This window comes from Nocardia elegans NBRC 108235 (assembly GCF_001612845.1).
GTDB lineage: Bacteria > Actinomycetota > Actinomycetes > Mycobacteriales > Mycobacteriaceae > Nocardia > Nocardia nova.
Window position 1 is genome coordinate 1 of the sequence record NZ_BDBF01000032.1, and the last position, 14,400, is coordinate 14,400.

At 68.2% G+C, this 14,400-nt stretch carries 12 protein-coding genes; 8 read left to right on the forward strand and 4 right to left on the reverse strand.

Translation table 11 applies throughout. The features are described from left to right. The first annotated feature begins 435 nt into the window (after positions 1 to 435). The 7 genes from ispH (at position 436) to NE2_RS22220 (ending at position 10,289) form a co-directional block, all read left to right on the forward strand. Positions 436 to 1,350 (forward strand): 4-hydroxy-3-methylbut-2-enyl diphosphate reductase, encoded by a 915-nt coding sequence (ispH, locus tag NE2_RS22190; protein WP_233429858.1) that lies wholly within the window; start codon positions 436 to 438, stop codon positions 1,348 to 1,350. After that, complete coding sequence (gene hpnH / locus NE2_RS22195) at positions 1,351 to 2,352, forward strand: adenosyl-hopene transferase HpnH (protein ID WP_063029056.1); 1,002 nt, start codon at positions 1,351 to 1,353, stop codon at positions 2,350 to 2,352. Between the two features lie 48 nt (positions 2,353 to 2,400). Continuing rightward, positions 2,401 to 4,194 carry a 1-deoxy-D-xylulose-5-phosphate synthase gene (locus NE2_RS22200; RefSeq protein ID WP_063029058.1) on the forward strand — a complete coding sequence of 598 codons (1,794 nt, stop codon included), beginning with the start codon at positions 2,401 to 2,403 and terminating at the stop codon, positions 4,192 to 4,194. Beyond that, the gene (gene ispG, locus NE2_RS22205) at positions 4,191 to 5,309 is read left to right on the forward strand and encodes a flavodoxin-dependent (E)-4-hydroxy-3-methylbut-2-enyl-diphosphate synthase (RefSeq protein ID WP_063029060.1); all 1,119 of its coding nucleotides are present in this window, start codon (positions 4,191 to 4,193) and stop codon (positions 5,307 to 5,309) included. The genes NE2_RS22200 and ispG overlap by 4 nt, the downstream gene beginning before the upstream one ends. Before the next feature lie 110 nt (positions 5,310 to 5,419). After that, the gene (gene efeU, locus NE2_RS37550; protein ID WP_084494239.1) at positions 5,420 to 7,630 is read left to right on the forward strand and encodes an iron uptake transporter permease EfeU; all 2,211 of its coding nucleotides are present in this window, start codon (positions 5,420 to 5,422) and stop codon (positions 7,628 to 7,630) included. Positions 7,631 to 7,666: 36 nt separating this feature from the next. Continuing rightward, positions 7,667 to 8,902 carry an iron uptake transporter deferrochelatase/peroxidase subunit gene (gene efeB / locus NE2_RS22215; protein ID WP_063029064.1) on the forward strand — a complete coding sequence of 412 codons (1,236 nt, stop codon included), beginning with the start codon at positions 7,667 to 7,669 and terminating at the stop codon, positions 8,900 to 8,902. 55 nt (positions 8,903 to 8,957) lie between these two features. Further along, positions 8,958 to 10,289 (forward strand): MFS transporter, encoded by a 1,332-nt coding sequence (locus tag NE2_RS22220; RefSeq protein ID WP_063029066.1) that lies wholly within the window; start codon positions 8,958 to 8,960, stop codon positions 10,287 to 10,289. Here NE2_RS22220 and rlmN read toward each other — a convergent pair. Further along, entirely contained in the window at positions 10,286 to 11,395 is a 1,110-nt protein-coding gene (rlmN, locus tag NE2_RS22225) for a dual-specificity RNA methyltransferase RlmN (protein WP_063029068.1), read from the reverse strand. The two genes, NE2_RS22220 and rlmN, sit on opposite strands and share 4 nt — an antisense overlap. A gap of 135 nt (positions 11,396 to 11,530) precedes the next feature. Between rlmN and NE2_RS22230 the strand changes: the two genes are divergently transcribed. Beyond that, the gene (locus NE2_RS22230) at positions 11,531 to 11,878 is read left to right on the forward strand and encodes a LapA family protein (protein WP_030513091.1); all 348 of its coding nucleotides are present in this window, start codon (positions 11,531 to 11,533) and stop codon (positions 11,876 to 11,878) included. 18 nt (positions 11,879 to 11,896) lie between these two features. Here the strand turns inward: NE2_RS22230 and NE2_RS22235 are convergent, their stop codons facing one another. The 3 genes from NE2_RS22235 to pyrH form a co-directional block, all read right to left on the reverse strand. Continuing rightward, positions 11,897 to 12,784 (reverse strand): phosphatidate cytidylyltransferase, encoded by an 888-nt coding sequence (locus tag NE2_RS22235; RefSeq protein ID WP_063029154.1) that lies wholly within the window; start codon positions 12,782 to 12,784, stop codon positions 11,897 to 11,899. Between the two features lie 103 nt (positions 12,785 to 12,887). Further along, complete coding sequence (gene frr / locus NE2_RS22240) at positions 12,888 to 13,445, reverse strand: ribosome recycling factor (RefSeq protein WP_062962886.1); 558 nt, start codon at positions 13,443 to 13,445, stop codon at positions 12,888 to 12,890. Positions 13,446 to 13,508: 63 nt separating this feature from the next. After that, on the reverse strand, positions 13,509 to 14,243 hold the full coding sequence (pyrH, locus tag NE2_RS22245; RefSeq protein ID WP_030513088.1) for a UMP kinase: 735 nt from the start codon (positions 14,241 to 14,243) through the stop codon (positions 13,509 to 13,511). Between the last annotated feature and the right edge of the window lie 157 nt (positions 14,244 to 14,400).

Below are 14,400 nucleotides of genomic sequence, written 5' to 3' on the forward strand. Positions count from 1 at the left end.
GGCCCGGTCGCGGTGGCGGGAGTCGCGGGTGCGCTGACCACGGAGCTGCGACCCGGCGATCTCGTGGTAGCCAGCGAGATCCGGCGCAGCGGTACCGAATTGCCCAGTCCCGCAGCGGTACTGCTGCACGGTGAACTGCTGCGCTCGGGGCTGCCCGCACGGCTCGGGCCGGTGTATTCCGCCGAGCGTGTCGTCACCGGCCGGGCGCGCGCCGAACTGGCGGAGTCCGGTGCGCTCGCGGTCGACACCGAAACGGCGTTCCTCGTCGCCGATGCCCCCGACGGGCAGGCCGTCGCGCTCCGGGCGATCGTCGACACCCCCGACGCGCCGCTGCTGCGCCCGGGCACGATGTGGCGCGGAATACGGGCACTGCGTTCGCTGCGGGCGGCGGCGCCGGCGCTGGACCGATGGTCGGCGGCAACCGGCGAGCGCGAGATGCTGCTCGCCGGGCCGCGCTCGTTCTGCGCCGGGGTCGAGCGGGCGATCGAGATCGTCGAGCAAGCTCTGCTCCGCTTCGGCGCGCCGGTGTACGTGCGGCGTCAGATAGTGCACAACAGCCATGTGGTGCGCGAGTTGGCCGGGCGCGGAGCGGTTTTCGTCGAGGAGCTCGACCATGTGCCCGAAGGCGCGGTGGTCGTGTTCGCCGCGCACGGCGTGCCCCCGGACGTCCGCCGCCAGGCCGAACGCCGCCGCCTGCGCGTGGTCGACGGCACCTGTCCGCTGGTGTCGAAGGTGCATGCGGAGGTGCGCACCTTCGCCGCCGCCGACAAGACCGTCTTCCTGATCGGGCACGCCGACCACGAGGAGGTGGTGGGCACCCGCGGCGAGGCGCCCGGCAATGTGATCGTGGTCGCCGATCCGGAAGCGGCCGCCCGGGTGTCGCCACCGGATCCCGATCGGGTCGCCTACGTCACGCAGACCACCCTGGCCGTCGCGGAGGTCGAGGCCACGGCCGATGTTCTGCGGCAACGGTTTCCGGCATTGAGCGGGCCACGCAAGGACGACATCTGTTATGCCACCACCAACCGCCAGGAGGCGGTGCGGGCGGTGGCCCGGGAATCGGACCTGGTGCTCGTGCTGGGTTCGCGTAACTCCTCCAATTCGCTGCGGCTGGCCGAGGTCGCCGCGGCCGAGGGTGTGGCGGCACATCTGGTGGAGGACGCCGGCGAGGTCGAATTGGACTGGCTGGCCGGCACCCGCCGCATCGGCGTCACCGCCGGTGCGTCGGCACCGCCGTATCTGGTGGACGACCTGGTCGAGGCCCTGTCCGGGCTCGGCGCCCTCCGGGTCCGCCGCACCTCCGTGACCGAAGAGAGTGTTCGATTCAACCTGCCTCGGGAGGTGAGCTGAATGGCCATGCCATTCCGTCAATCCGTACGTCTGGGAGCGTATCTCGCAAAACAGAAGCTGTTGCGCCGCGAGAAGTTCCCCATCCTGGTCGAATTGGAGCCGTTGTTCGCCTGCAATCTGAAATGCGCGGGCTGCGGCAAGATTCAGCATCCGCATACCCTGCTCAAACAGCGCATGCCGGTCGAACAGGCGGTCGGCGCGATCGAGGAATGCGGCGCCCCGATGGTCTCGATCGCCGGTGGCGAACCGCTGATGCATCCGCAGATCGATGAGATCGTGCGGCGACTGCTCGACCGTAACAAGATCGTCTTTTTGTGCACGAATGCGGTACTGCTGCCCAAACATCTGCACAAGTTCACCCCGCACCGCAATTTCGCGTGGATGGTGCATCTGGACGGACTGCGCGAACGCCACGACGCCTCGGTCTGCAAGGACGGCGTCTTCGATCAGGCCGTAGCGGCGATCCGCGAGGCCAAGGCCGCCGGATTCCGGGTGATGACGAATACCACCTTCTTCGATCTGGATTCGCCACAGGATGTGATCGACGTCCTGGACTATCTCAACGACGAGCTCGAGATCGACCACATGCAGATCGCGCCCGGTTACGCCTACGAGAAGGCCCCCGATCAGGAGCACTGGCTCGGGGTGAAGCAGACCCATCAGTTGTTCGCCAAGGCCTTCGCCGACGGGCGCCGCAAGAAGTGGCGGCTGAATCATTCCCCGCTGTACCTGGATTTCCTGGAGGGCAAGGTCGACTTCGACTGCACCGCCTGGGCGATCCCGTCGTATTCGCTCAAGGGATGGCAGCGGCCGTGCTATCTGCTCGACGACGGCTATGTCGCCACCTATCGGGAATTGATCGACGACACCGACTGGAACGCCTTCGGCCGCGGCAACGATCCGCGCTGCTCGAATTGCATGGCGCACTGCGGATACGAGCCGACCGCGGTGGTCGCGACCCTGGGCTCGCTGAAGGAGACGATCCGCGCCGCCGTCAGCTGAGCCGAATCGACACGGGGTCGAATTCCCACACCGGAAGGTGAGCCACGCATGAAACCCTCGCCGCGCGGGCCGGATCCGCTCGCCGCCCTCACCGGACCCGACGCGCTGGCCGCGTTGTCCGACGACGAACTGCCCGCGCTGGCGCAGCGGTTACGCGATCGCCTCGTCGAGACCGTCACCGGAACCGGCGGGCATCTCGGCGCCAGTTTGGGGACGGTGGAGCTGACCATCGCGCTGCATCGCGTCTTCCGTTCGCCCACCGACGTTCTCGTCTTCGACACCGGACATCAGAGTTATGCGCACAAGTTGCTCACCGGGCGATCGCACACCTTCGACACGCTGCGGCAGGCCGGTGGAATCGCGGGGTATCCGAACCGCACCGAATCCCCGCACGACTGGGTGGAGAATTCCCACGCCTCGGTCAGCCTGGCGTGGGCCGACGGCATCGCCAAGGCCTTCCAACTGCGCGGCGAATACGAGCGCCGGGTGGTGGCGGTGATCGGTGACGGCGCGCTGACCGGCGGTGTGGCCTGGGAAGGCCTGAACAATCTGGGCGCGGGCGGGCGCCCGGTTGTCGTGGTTCTCAACGACAACGGGCGCTCCTACGATCCGACCGTCGGCGCGCTGGCCGGGCATCTCACCGGACTGCGCGACGGCGACACCGTCTCCGGAAATCTGTTCGACGCCTTGGGTTTCACCTATCTGGGCCCGGTGGACGGCCACGATATCGGCGCACTGTGCACGACCCTGCACAAGGCCGCCGAACTGGCCAAACCGGTTGTCGTGCACGCGGTGACGGTGAAAGGCCGCGGCTTCGGCCCGGCCGAGGCGGACGAGGCCGACCGCATGCACGCGTGCGGGGTGATCGATCCGGTCACCGGTGTGCCGCGCAAACAGCCCGCCCCCACCTGGACCGATATCGTCGAATCGGAACTCGCCGCCATCGCCCGCGACCATCCGGAGGTGGTCGCCATGACCGCGGCGATGCGGTTGCCCACCGGACTCGGCGAATTCTCCCGCAGCGCACCGGAGCGGGTGTTCGATTCCGGGATCGCCGAACAACACCTGCTGGCCTCCGCCGCGGGCTTGGCGGTGGCCGGTATGCATCCGGTGGTGGCGGTGTACTCGACCTTTCTCAACCGCGCGATCGATCAGGTGCTGCTCGATATCGCGCTGCACGAACTGCCGGTCACACTGGCCTTGGACCGCGCCGGCGTCACCGGGCCGGACGGGCCCAGCCATCACGGGATGTGGGATCTGGCGCTGCTCACCTGCGTACCGGGGATGCGGATCGGGTGCCCACGCGATCCCGGCCGGGTCCGCGAACTTTTGCGCGAGGCCGTAGCCACGGCCGGGCCCACCACCGTGCGCTATCCGAAAGCCACTGCCGGAGAGGATATTTCGTCGCTGGCACGGATGGACGGGATGGACATTCTGTACCGCGGGCCGCGCAGTCCGCTCGATATTCTGCTGGTGGCGGTCGGTCCGATGGCCGGGCCGTGCCTGCGCGCGGCGGAACTGCTGGCCGACAGCGGTTTCGGCGCCACCGTCATCGACCCGCGCTGGGTGTGGCCGATCAATCCGGGGCTGCCGGCGATCGCGGCACGACATCGGCTCACGGTCTGTGTGGAAGACGGTATCGCCGCCGGCGGGATCGGCTCCCATCTGGTCCACGCGATCGCCCGCGACCCCGACGCCGCCCCCGTTCGCGCGCTCGGCCTGCCCACCGCATTCATCCCTCACGCCTCCCGCGACAGCATCCTGGCCGAGTACGGACTGACCGGCGAGGGCATCGCCGCGGCCTGCGCGGAATGGTTACCCGCGACCGAGAGGATCCGATGACCGCCGTATTCCTGTCCGAGCCCGCGACTCCGACATTGCGACCGCGCCGGGAGAGCCGGCGCATCCAGGTCGGCTCGGTGCCGGTGGGCGGCGGCGCGCCCATTTCGGTGCAGTCGATGACCACCACCGTCACCGCCGATGTCGAGGCGACGCTGCGCCAGATCGCCGAATTGACCGCTGCCGGTTGCGATATCGTCCGCGTGGCGGTGCCCACCCAGGACGACTGCGCGGCACTGCCGACGATCGCCCGCCGCTCGGCCATCCCGGTGATCGCCGACATCCACTTCAATCCGCGCTACGTCTTCGGCGCCATCGATGCCGGTTGCGCCGGCGTGCGGGTGAATCCGGGCAATATCCGCACCTTCGACGACAAGGTCCGCGAGATCGCCGCCGCGGCGGGTGCTGCGGGGGTGCCGATCCGCATCGGCGTCAACGCCGGTTCCCTCGATCGGCGCATCCTGGACCGGCACGGCGGTCGCGCCACGGCCTCCGCACTGGTCGAATCGGCGCTGTGGGAGGCGAGGCTGTTCGAGGAGCACGGTTTCGCCGATCTGAAGATCTCGGTGAAACACAACGATCCGCTGACGATGATCCAGGCCTACCGGCTGCTCGCCCAGCGTTGCGACTATCCGCTGCATCTCGGGGTCACCGAGGCGGGACCGCCGCTGCAGGGCACCGCGAAATCGGCCACCGCGTTCGGGATCCTGCTGTCCGAGGGGATCGGCGACACGATCCGGGTCTCGCTGTCCGCGCCGCCGGTCGAGGAGGTCAAGGTCGGTCACCACATCCTGGCCGGGCTCGGGCTGCGCCCCCGCACCCTCGACATCGTGTCCTGCCCGACCTGCGGCCGCTGCCAGGTCGACGTCTTCGAGCTCACGAAGAAGGTCGAGGCGGCCTTCCGGGATTTCCCGGCACCGCTGCGCGTCGCGGTGATGGGTTGCATCGTCAACGGTCCGGGTGAGTCGCGGGAAGCCGATATCGGGGTTTCGGCGGGCAATCACAAGGGTCAGATCTTCGTCCGCGGCGAGGTGGTGCGGACGGTGCCGGAATCGATGATCGTGGAGGCGCTGCTCGAGGAGGCGCTGGCACTGGCCGAGGAGGCGCCGGAGGGATAGCCTCAGCAAATCCGGACATTACTCGCATACCACCCCATCTGCGGTAACGGTTACTCGCTACATGCACGCAGGATTGGACCTGCGGTATAGGTATGCCTTACCTTTGGACGGTGAGCTGGGCCGAGGCTGTACCGAATCTACTGATCTGCCTGCGGGAGGGCCTCGAGGCGGGACTCGTGGTGACGATCCTGCTGGCTGCCGTGCGCAAAACGTCGACCCCGCAGCGCCCGGTCTCCTCGACCCCGGTCTGGCTCGGTCTGCTCGGCGCGGTATCGGTGGCGGCCAGCTTCGCGGCGGTGCTCACCTATTCGACGAGCGTGCTCTCGAACTCCGGCCAGGAAATCGTCGGCGGCACCCTGAGTGTGATCGCGGTCGGCCTGGTGACGGCCATGGTCTTCTGGATGCGGCGCACGGCCGCGTCGCTGTCGGGCCAGCTTCGCGGTGAGGTCGCCCGCGCGACCGCGATCGGCGCGGGAGCGCTGGCCATCACGGCCTTCATGGCCGTCGGGCGCGAAGGCCTGGAGTCGACGCTGTTCGTGTGGACCGCGGTGAAGGCCTCCGGCACCACCGTCGCGCCGCTGATCGGCGCCGCGCTCGGCTTCACCGCCGCGGTGGTGCTGTGCTGGCTGCTGTACCGGCAGTCGGTGAAACTCAATCTCGGCGTGTTCTTCAACCGCACCGCGCTCGCGCTGATCGTGATCGCCGCCGGCGTGCTGTCCTACGGTCTCGGCGATCTGCAGGACGCCGGAATTCTGCCCGGCCGCCACTGGGTCGCGTTCGACCTGTCGGCGCATATCGACCCCAACTCCTGGTGGGTCTCGATCATCACCGGCATCACCGAACTGACGCCGCGGATGACCGTGCTGCAGGTCGTGGCGTGGGTGGCCTACCTGGCGGTGGTGATCCCGCTGTTCATCCGGGCGGGACGCCAGGCGCCCGCGAAGGCCCCGGCGAAGGCGGCGCAGCCGGCGGCCGCGGCGCCCGTGACGGCTACCGCCGCGGCGAGTGGCGGGGGCGCCACACCGGCCACCGGGGCGACCGGCCAGGGTCCGCGAACCACAGCGGCGGCGCCTCTCCCGGCGGCAGCGGCAACGTCGGCATCGGCTCCAGCCGACTCCGAGCACACGCCCGACTGGTGGGAGCGAATCGCCGGACCGCGGCCGTTGCTGGTCGGTGCGGTGCTGGTGGTGGTGCCCGCGGTGGCCGCCGGGGTGGCGATCGCGCTGCTGCCGTCGAGCGGCTCCGGTAAGGCGCAGGCGGTGTCGGTCACCGACAGTTCGTGCGCCTCGGAATGGAAGTCCGGGCGGGCCGGGACGCAGACATTCGAGGTACAGAACAAGACGTCCAAGGCCGGGGAGATCAACCTGGTCAACTCCGGCGGGGCAGTCGTCGGCGAGATCGAGACGATCGGCCCGGCCACGACCGCCAACCTGACGGCGACCTTGAGCAGCGGCAGCTACACCATGCAATGCCTGATGTCCGGCAAACCGGTGACCTCGTCGGCGGCAGTGCAGGTCAGCGGTGAGGCGGGCGAGACCCCGCCGGCCGTCAAACGCGTCACCGAGGACGATCTGCGCGGACCCAACGACGCCTATCAGGCGTATGCCGCAGGCGTGCTGACCCGGCTCTCCGGCGCCGTCACCGCGATCGGCAACGATCTGCGCGGCGGTAATATCGCTGCGGCACAAGCGGATTGGCTGAACGCCCAGCTGGAATGGGAACGGGTCGGCGCCTCCTACAACAGCTTCGGTGACGCCGGCACCGCGGTCTCGGGTCTGCCCGACGGCCTGCCGGGTGGGGTGAACGATCCCGGATTCACCGGTCTGCACCGGCTGGAATACGGCCTGTGGCACGGCCAGCGGCCGGATCAGCTGCTGCCGGTGGTCGATCGGCTCGGTGGCGATATCGCGACCATCCGCAAGAATCTCGGCAGCGACGACCTCGCCGGCGATCCGAAGAAACTCCCGCTGCGCGGGCACGAAATCCTGGAAGACGCCCTGCGCGACCACATTTCGGGCATCGACGACCAAGGCGCGGGCGCCGCGTATCCGATGACGCTCGCCGACATCGACGTGACTCGCGCGGTCCTCGATCAGCTCGGCCCGCTGATCGACCCGCGGGCGCCACAACTGCGCGCCACCCTGCGCACCCGCCTCGACGACTTGCAGGCCGCCCTGCTCGCCACCCAGGACCACGGACACTGGCAGTCGCCGGACCGGACCCCGCCGACGGCCCGGCAAGCCGTCAACGCGCGCCTCGGCGCCGCCCTCGAGGAACTCGCCAAGGTGCCGCGATTGCTCGAAGTGCCGATCTCCCACTGACATGCCGAACCACCGACCGACCAGTAAGGCTTCACGATGAACGTCAGCCGCCGCCGCTTCCTCTCCGGCGCCGCCGCCGGTGCCGCCGGAACCGCGCTGACCGCGGGCATCCTCGCCGAGGGCGCCCGCAAGGACGCCGACGCCGCCACCGTGGGCACCCCGAAGGCCGAGGCGAGCTACCCCTTCCACGGTGAACACCAGTCCGGCATCCTCACCCCGGGCCCGTCGGCGAAACAGAATGCCGCCTGCTTCGCCGCCTTCGACGTCACCACCACCAACCGCGCGGAACTGGTGGAGGCGATGAAAACCCTCACCGCACGCGCCCGCTTCCTCACCGCCGGCGGCGCCCCGACCGACCTCGGGCTCGGCCAGCCTCCCTCCGACAGCGCGGTGCTCGGGCCGGAGGTCATCGCCGACGGGCTCACCGTCACCACCGGTGTGGGCGCGAGCCTGTTCGACGGCCGCTTCGGGCTGGCCGCGGCCAAACCCGCCAAACTCACGCCGATGCGGACCTTCCCCAACGACACCCCGGATCCGGCCTGGATGCACGGCGACCTGCTGATCCAGCTGTGCGCCCATCACCCCGACACCGTCCATCACGCGCTGCGCGACATCACCCGCCAGACCCGCGGCGCACTGCAGCTGCGCTGGAAGATCGACGGCTACAACTCCCCACCGCGCCCCTCCGGCACCGGCCGGAACCTGTTGGGCTTCAAAGACGGAACGGCCAACCCGACCGGCGCCGACGCCGAATCGCTCATCTGGACCGACGGCGGCGGCGAACCCGAGTGGACCCGCGGCGGCACCTACCAGGTGGTCCGGCTGATCCGCATGCTCGTCGAATTCTGGGACCGGGTCTCGATCAACGAGCAGGAGAACATGTTCGGACGCCGCCGCGACTCCGGCGCCCCGCTCGACGGCAATCAGGAATTCGACACCCCCGACTACGCCGCCGACCCCGAGGGTTCCGTCATCCCCCTGGATTCCCATATCCGGCTGGCCAATCCGCGCACTCCGGAAACCGCGCGCCAGCAGCTGGTCCGCCGTTCCTACAACTACGACCTCGGCGTGGAGCGCAACGGCAACATGGCCTCGGGCCACATCTTCACCTGCTTCCAGCAGGACGTCGCCCGCCAGTTCGAGGCCATCCAGACCCGGCTGATCAACGAACCTCTCACCGACTACGTCCAGCCCTTCGGCGGCGGCTATTTCTTCGCCCTGCCCGGGGTGCGTGACGAGAAGGATTGGTACGCACGGGCTTTGCTGAGCTGAGCGGCGAGCCCCCGAACCCGATGTGACTGGCCGTCCGCGAATGCGCAGAGTACGGATGATGATCGCCCCTGCCGACGTCGCCACCGCGACCGTACGCAAGGTGACGATTCGGCTGGTGCCGTTTCTGTGCCTGCTGTACTTCGTCAATTACCTGGATCGGGTGAACGTGGGGTTCGCCGGGCCCAGTGGGATGAAGACCGACCTCGGCATGTCGGAGACCGCGTTCGGATTCGCCTCGGGCATCTTCTTTCTCGGCTATCTCGTGCTGGAAGTGCCGAGCAATCTGGCACTGCACCGGTTCGGTGCGCGGCGCTGGATCGCCCGCATCATGCTCACCTGGGGCATCGTCGCCACCGCGATGGCGTTCGTGCCCAACGAGACGGTCCTCGTCGTGCTGCGCTTTCTGCTGGGCGTGGCGGAGGCCGGATTCTTCCCGGGCATTCTGCTGTATCTGACCTTCTGGTTTCCCCAGCGCTACCGGGCCCGCATCGTCGCCCTGTTCATGACCGCGGTACCGCTGTCGACCGCTCTGGGATCCACACTGTCGAGCCTGCTCATCGAGTACGGGGACAACGTCTTCGGGCTCAGCGGCTGGCGATTCATGTTCCTCGTGCAGGGCCTGCCGGCCTTGCTGCTGGCGGTGGCAACCTGGTTCTACCTCACCGATCGGCCGGAGCAGGCCCGCTGGTTGTCGGCCGAGGAAAGGAGCTGGCTGGCAACCGAACTCGCGGAGGAGCAGCGCTCGGTTCAACGCACCGAACACTGGACGGTGCGCCGATCTCTGACCCATCCGCGCATACTCGGACTGGCCGCGATCTACGCGGGCATCGTCTACGGGCTCTACGCCCTCGGCTTCTTCCTGCCCACCATCGTGGCCGGATTCCAGCAGCAGTACGGGGCCCACTATTCGGTGGTGCAGCGCGGCCTGATCACCGCTGTGCCCTATGTGATCGGCGCGGTCGCGATGGTGTGGTGGGGCCGCCACGGCGATCGCACCGGCGAACGCCGCCGGCACGTCGCCCTGCCCGCGATCATCGGCGGCCTCGCCATTCCGGTCGCGTTGTACCTGGACAATCCGTTCGCGGCGATGTCCGCGGTCACCGTCTGCGCCGTCGGTGTGCTCGCCGCGCTGCCCACCTTCTGGGCTCTTCCGAGCGCGTTCCTCTCCGGCGCCGCCGCGGCCGGCGGGATCGCCCTGATCAATTCGCTCGGCAATGTCAGCGGGTTCGCGGCGCCGTATCTCACCGGCCGGCTGGCCGACCTGACGGGAACCCAGCGCGCGGGGCTGTGGGTGGTGGGGGCATCGATGGTGCTCGCGGGTCTCGGCGTGTTCGCCCTGCGACCCGGAAGCGGCGCTACCGGCTCGACCGACAGCGCACCGAGTTAACCCTCGGCCGCCAATTGCCCGCAGGCCGCGGCGATCTCCTGCCCCCGGGTATCGCGCACCGTGCAGGGCACACCCTGTGCCTCCACTCGCCGCACGAATTCCCGCTCGACGGGTTTCGGCGACGCGTCCCATTGGGAGCCCGGGGTCGGGTTGAGCGGGATGAGGTTGACGTGGACGCGGGAGCCGAGTGCCTTGTGCAGTTTCGAGCCCAGCATGTCGGCGCGCCACGGCTGGTCGTTGATATCGCGGATCAGGGCGTATTCGACCGAGACCCGGCGGCCGGTCTTGTCGGCGTAATACCGTGCGGCGTCGAGTACTTCGGCGACCGGCCAGCGATTATTGACCGGCACCAACGTATCTCGCAATTCGTCGTCCGGTGTGTGCAGGGAGACGGCCAGCGTCACCGACAGGCCCTCGTCGGCCAGTTTGCGGATCGCGGGCGCCAGGCCGACGGTCGACACGACCACGTTGCGCTGCGAAATACCCAGGCCGTCCGGGGCGGGCGAGGTGATTCGCCGGACCGCCGCCACCACGCGCTTGTAGTTGGCGAGCGGCTCACCCATCCCCATGAACACGATGTTCGACAGCCGGCCGACACCACCGGCCACCTCGCCGTCACGCAACGCCGCGGCGGCCGCGCGCACCTGGTCGACGATCTCGGCGGTCGAGAGGTTGCGGTTCAGTCCGCCCTGGCCGGTCGCGCAGAACGGGCAGGCCATACCGCAGCCGGCCTGACTGGAGATGCACAGCGTGTTGCGGTCGGGATAGCGCATCAGCACGCTCTCGAGCAGGGTGCCGTCACCGGCGCGCCACAGGGTCTTGCGGGTGGTGCCCTCGTCGCACACCACCTGCCGCACCTCGCTGAGCAGTGGTGGGAACAGCGCCTCCGCGATCTTTTCGCGCATCGGCTCGGGCAGATCGGTCATCTGCCGCGGGTCGGCCTGCAACCGCGCGTAGTACTGCCGGGCGATCTGATCGGCCCGGAACTTCGGCAGTCCGAGCTCCTCCACCGCCTGCCGCCGCTGGGCCGAATCGAGGTCGGCGAGATGCCGCGGCGGCATTCCACGGCGCGGGGCATCGAAAACGAGCGGCAGGGAGGTAGTCATAACCCTTCCAGTGTCGCATTGCCGGTACCGGCCCGCCGCCTGCGGGCAGCGATAACCCGATCACAGTTACGGCGCGGCCGAACGGGTATTCCGGAGATACGCATATCCGCCATAGCGATCGGGAATGATCGAAATATGACCAGCGACGCAGTACCGAGCCACGGACCGGATCCGGTCCCGCACACCGATCCCCCGCGCGTCGACACTCCCCCCTCGACCGCACCCGTCCGGCGCAACCGAGCCCTGAAAACCCGCGCGGGCTACACCTGGGTGGCGCTGGTGGCGGCGGCGGTCATCGGGGTTCTGCTGTTGATCTTCATCCTGCAGAACCTCGATCAGGTGCGGATCCACCTGTTCTTCTGGCAGTTCAACCTGCCGCTCGGCGTCACGCTGCTGCTGTCGGTGATCGCCGGAGCGCTGGTGATGGCGCTGGCCGGCGGCTGGCGGATCATGCAGTTGCGGCGCGCGGCGAAGCGGCGCTGAACCCGGAGCGGCAGGGTCTCAGAGCAGGGCAGTCAGCACCAGCCAGGAGACGAACGCCGAGGGCAGCATCGAGTCGAGGCGATCCATGATGCCGCCGTGTCCGGGCAGCAGCGTGCCCATGTCCTTGATGCCCAGCTCGCGCTTGATCTGCGATTCGATCAGATCCCCGCAGGTCGCCACGAGCACGACCGCGATGCCCAGCAGCACGCCGATCATCGAATTGGCCTGCAGCAGCAGCGTCACCGTGAGCAGCCCGCCGATGATGCAGAACACCAGCGAGCCGGCGAAACCCTCCCACGACTTCTTCGGGCTGATGGCCGGCACCATCGGATGGCGGCCGAACAGCACCCCGGCCACGTAACCGCCGACATCGGAGCAGACCACCAGGATCATGAAGGTCAGCACCCGGAGATTGCCGTCGTCCTGTTGCAGCATCAACACCGCGAACGAGGCCAGCAGCGGGATCCAGGACACCACGAATACCGTGATCGCGGTGTCGCGCAGAAAGTTTCGCGGCGTGGCCTGCAGACCGTGGTCGAACAGCCGCCAGACCATGCACACCAGCGCGGTCGCCGCGAACGCACCCGCCACGCCCTGGGGGCCGTAGGGCCAGGCCAGCCAGATCATCGCCTGCCCGCCGACGATCAGCGGCACGCGCGGCACCAGGACATCGGCCTCGCGCAGCCGCTTGGCGACCTCCCAGGTGGCGATCGCCATCGCGACCGCGATGACTCCGATCAGAACCTTCGGAACGAACAGCAGGATCGCGATCAGCGATGCGCCGAGGCCGACACCGACCGCCAGCGCCGCCGGTAAGTTGCGACCGGCGCGTGAGGGCTTACCGCTCGGCTGCGCCGAGGGCGTGTCGGGAGCCGGTGTTGCACCGGCCGGGTCGCTCACCGGCATCGTCTCGCCGGCTGCGGCGTCTTCGGCCACGATTGTCCCGTCGCTCACTTATTCGTCCACTCCGTCCCCGGGCCCGTGCCGCATCGTCGCGCCGGGCCGAGTCTCACACCTCGAGCAGTTCCGATTCCTTGTGCTTGACCAGCTCGTCGATCTGGGCAACGTACTTCTGGGTGGTCTTGTCCAGTTCCTTCTCGGCGCGACCGACCTCGTCCTCACCGGCCTCGCCGTCCTTCTGGATGCGGTTCAGCTCGTCCATCGACTTGCGCCGCACATTGCGAATGGCGATCTTGGCGTCCTCACCCTTGGATTTCGCCTGCTTCACCAATTCCCGCCGCCGCTCCTCGGTCAGCTGCGGAATCACCACGCGAATGATCGTGCCGTCGTTGGTCGGATTCACGCCCAGATCCGAATTGCGGATCGCGGTTTCGATCGTCTGCAACTGCCCCTGCTCGTAGGGCTTGATGACGACCATGCGCGGTTCGGGCACGGTGATGCTGGCCATCTGGGTGATCGGCGTCGGCGAGCCGTAGTACTCGACCACGACCCGGTTGAACATGCCCGGGTTGGCGCGGCCGGTCCGAATACCTCCGAGGTCGTCCTTCGCCACCGAGACAGCCTTTTCCATCTTCTCCTCGGCGTCGAAGAGCGCTTCATCAATCACGACCGTTTCCTCCACAGCATCGTTTCGGGGCCCGGAATTCGCGAGGACCGATCCCCGCAGGGTTCAGGACCGAACCAGTGTGCCGATTTTCTCACCGGCCACCGCGCGGGCGATATTGCCCTTGATCAACAAATTGAACACCAGCATCGGCATCTGGTTGTCCATACACAAACTGAACGCGGTCGCATCGGCCACCTTGAGTCCGCGCTCGAGGACTTCCTTGTGGGTGATCTCGGAGAACATGATCGCCTCCGCCTCGACCTTGGGGTCGGCGGTGAAGACGCCGTCGACGGCCTTGGCCATCAGCACCACCTCGGCGCCGATCTCGAGCGCGCGCTGCGCCGCGGTGGTGTCGGTGGAGAAGTACGGCATGCCCATACCGGCCCCGAAGATCACCACGCGGCCCTTCTCGAGGTGCCGCTTCGCCCGCAGGGGCAGATACGGCTCCGCGACCTGCCCCATGGTGATGGCCGTCTGCACCCGGGTGTCGACACCCTGCTTCTGCAGAAAGTCTTGCAGCGCAAGGCTGTTCATCACGGTGCCGAGCATACCCATGTAATCGGAGCGGGCCCGCTCCATGCCGCGCTCCTCGAGTTCGGCGCCGCGGAAGAAGTTGCCGCCACCGATGACCACCGCCACCTGCACGCCGGTCGAGACGACCTCGGCGATCTGCTCGGCTACGGTCTGGACCACATCCGGGTCGAGCCCGACCTCGCCGCCGCCGAACATCTCCCCACCCAATTTGAGGAGTACTCGGCGATAGCCCTTGCGGTCGGGCGCCGTATCCGGGTCCGTCATCGGTCTCCTAGTCCTCGGCAGTCGAGCGAGCGCACGCACGGGAAATTACCCTCCCGGGCGCGATTGTTCGCGCGGGACGGTAACACGCTGCGTCCATCCTGCACCACGCGAGGTCGCGCCGGTGAGCCGACCCTCGAATACGCCGCAATCCCCGGAT

What these genes read in the sequence shown, in the direction of transcription:
- ispH (WP_233429858.1), top strand. Translation starts at nt 436, where the DNA reads ATGCTGCTCGCCGGGCCGCGCTCGTTCTGCGCCGGGGTCGAGCGGGCG.
- NE2_RS22235 (WP_063029154.1), bottom strand. Translation starts at nt 12,784, where the DNA reads ATGCCGGTGAGCGACCCGGCCGGTGCAACACCGGCTCCCGACACGCCC.
- pyrH (WP_030513088.1), bottom strand. Translation starts at nt 14,243, where the DNA reads ATGACGGACCCGGATACGGCGCCCGACCGCAAGGGCTATCGCCGAGTA.
- hpnH (WP_063029056.1), top strand. Translation starts at nt 1,351, where the DNA reads ATGGCCATGCCATTCCGTCAATCCGTACGTCTGGGAGCGTATCTCGCA.
- NE2_RS22230 (WP_030513091.1), top strand. Translation starts at nt 11,531, where the DNA reads ATGACCAGCGACGCAGTACCGAGCCACGGACCGGATCCGGTCCCGCAC.
- NE2_RS22220 (WP_063029066.1), top strand. Translation starts at nt 8,958, where the DNA reads ATGATGATCGCCCCTGCCGACGTCGCCACCGCGACCGTACGCAAGGTG.
- ispG (WP_063029060.1), top strand. Translation starts at nt 4,191, where the DNA reads ATGACCGCCGTATTCCTGTCCGAGCCCGCGACTCCGACATTGCGACCG.
- rlmN (WP_063029068.1), bottom strand. Translation starts at nt 11,395, where the DNA reads ATGACTACCTCCCTGCCGCTCGTTTTCGATGCCCCGCGCCGTGGAATG.
- efeB (WP_063029064.1), top strand. Translation starts at nt 7,667, where the DNA reads ATGAACGTCAGCCGCCGCCGCTTCCTCTCCGGCGCCGCCGCCGGTGCC.
- NE2_RS22200 (WP_063029058.1), top strand. Translation starts at nt 2,401, where the DNA reads ATGAAACCCTCGCCGCGCGGGCCGGATCCGCTCGCCGCCCTCACCGGA.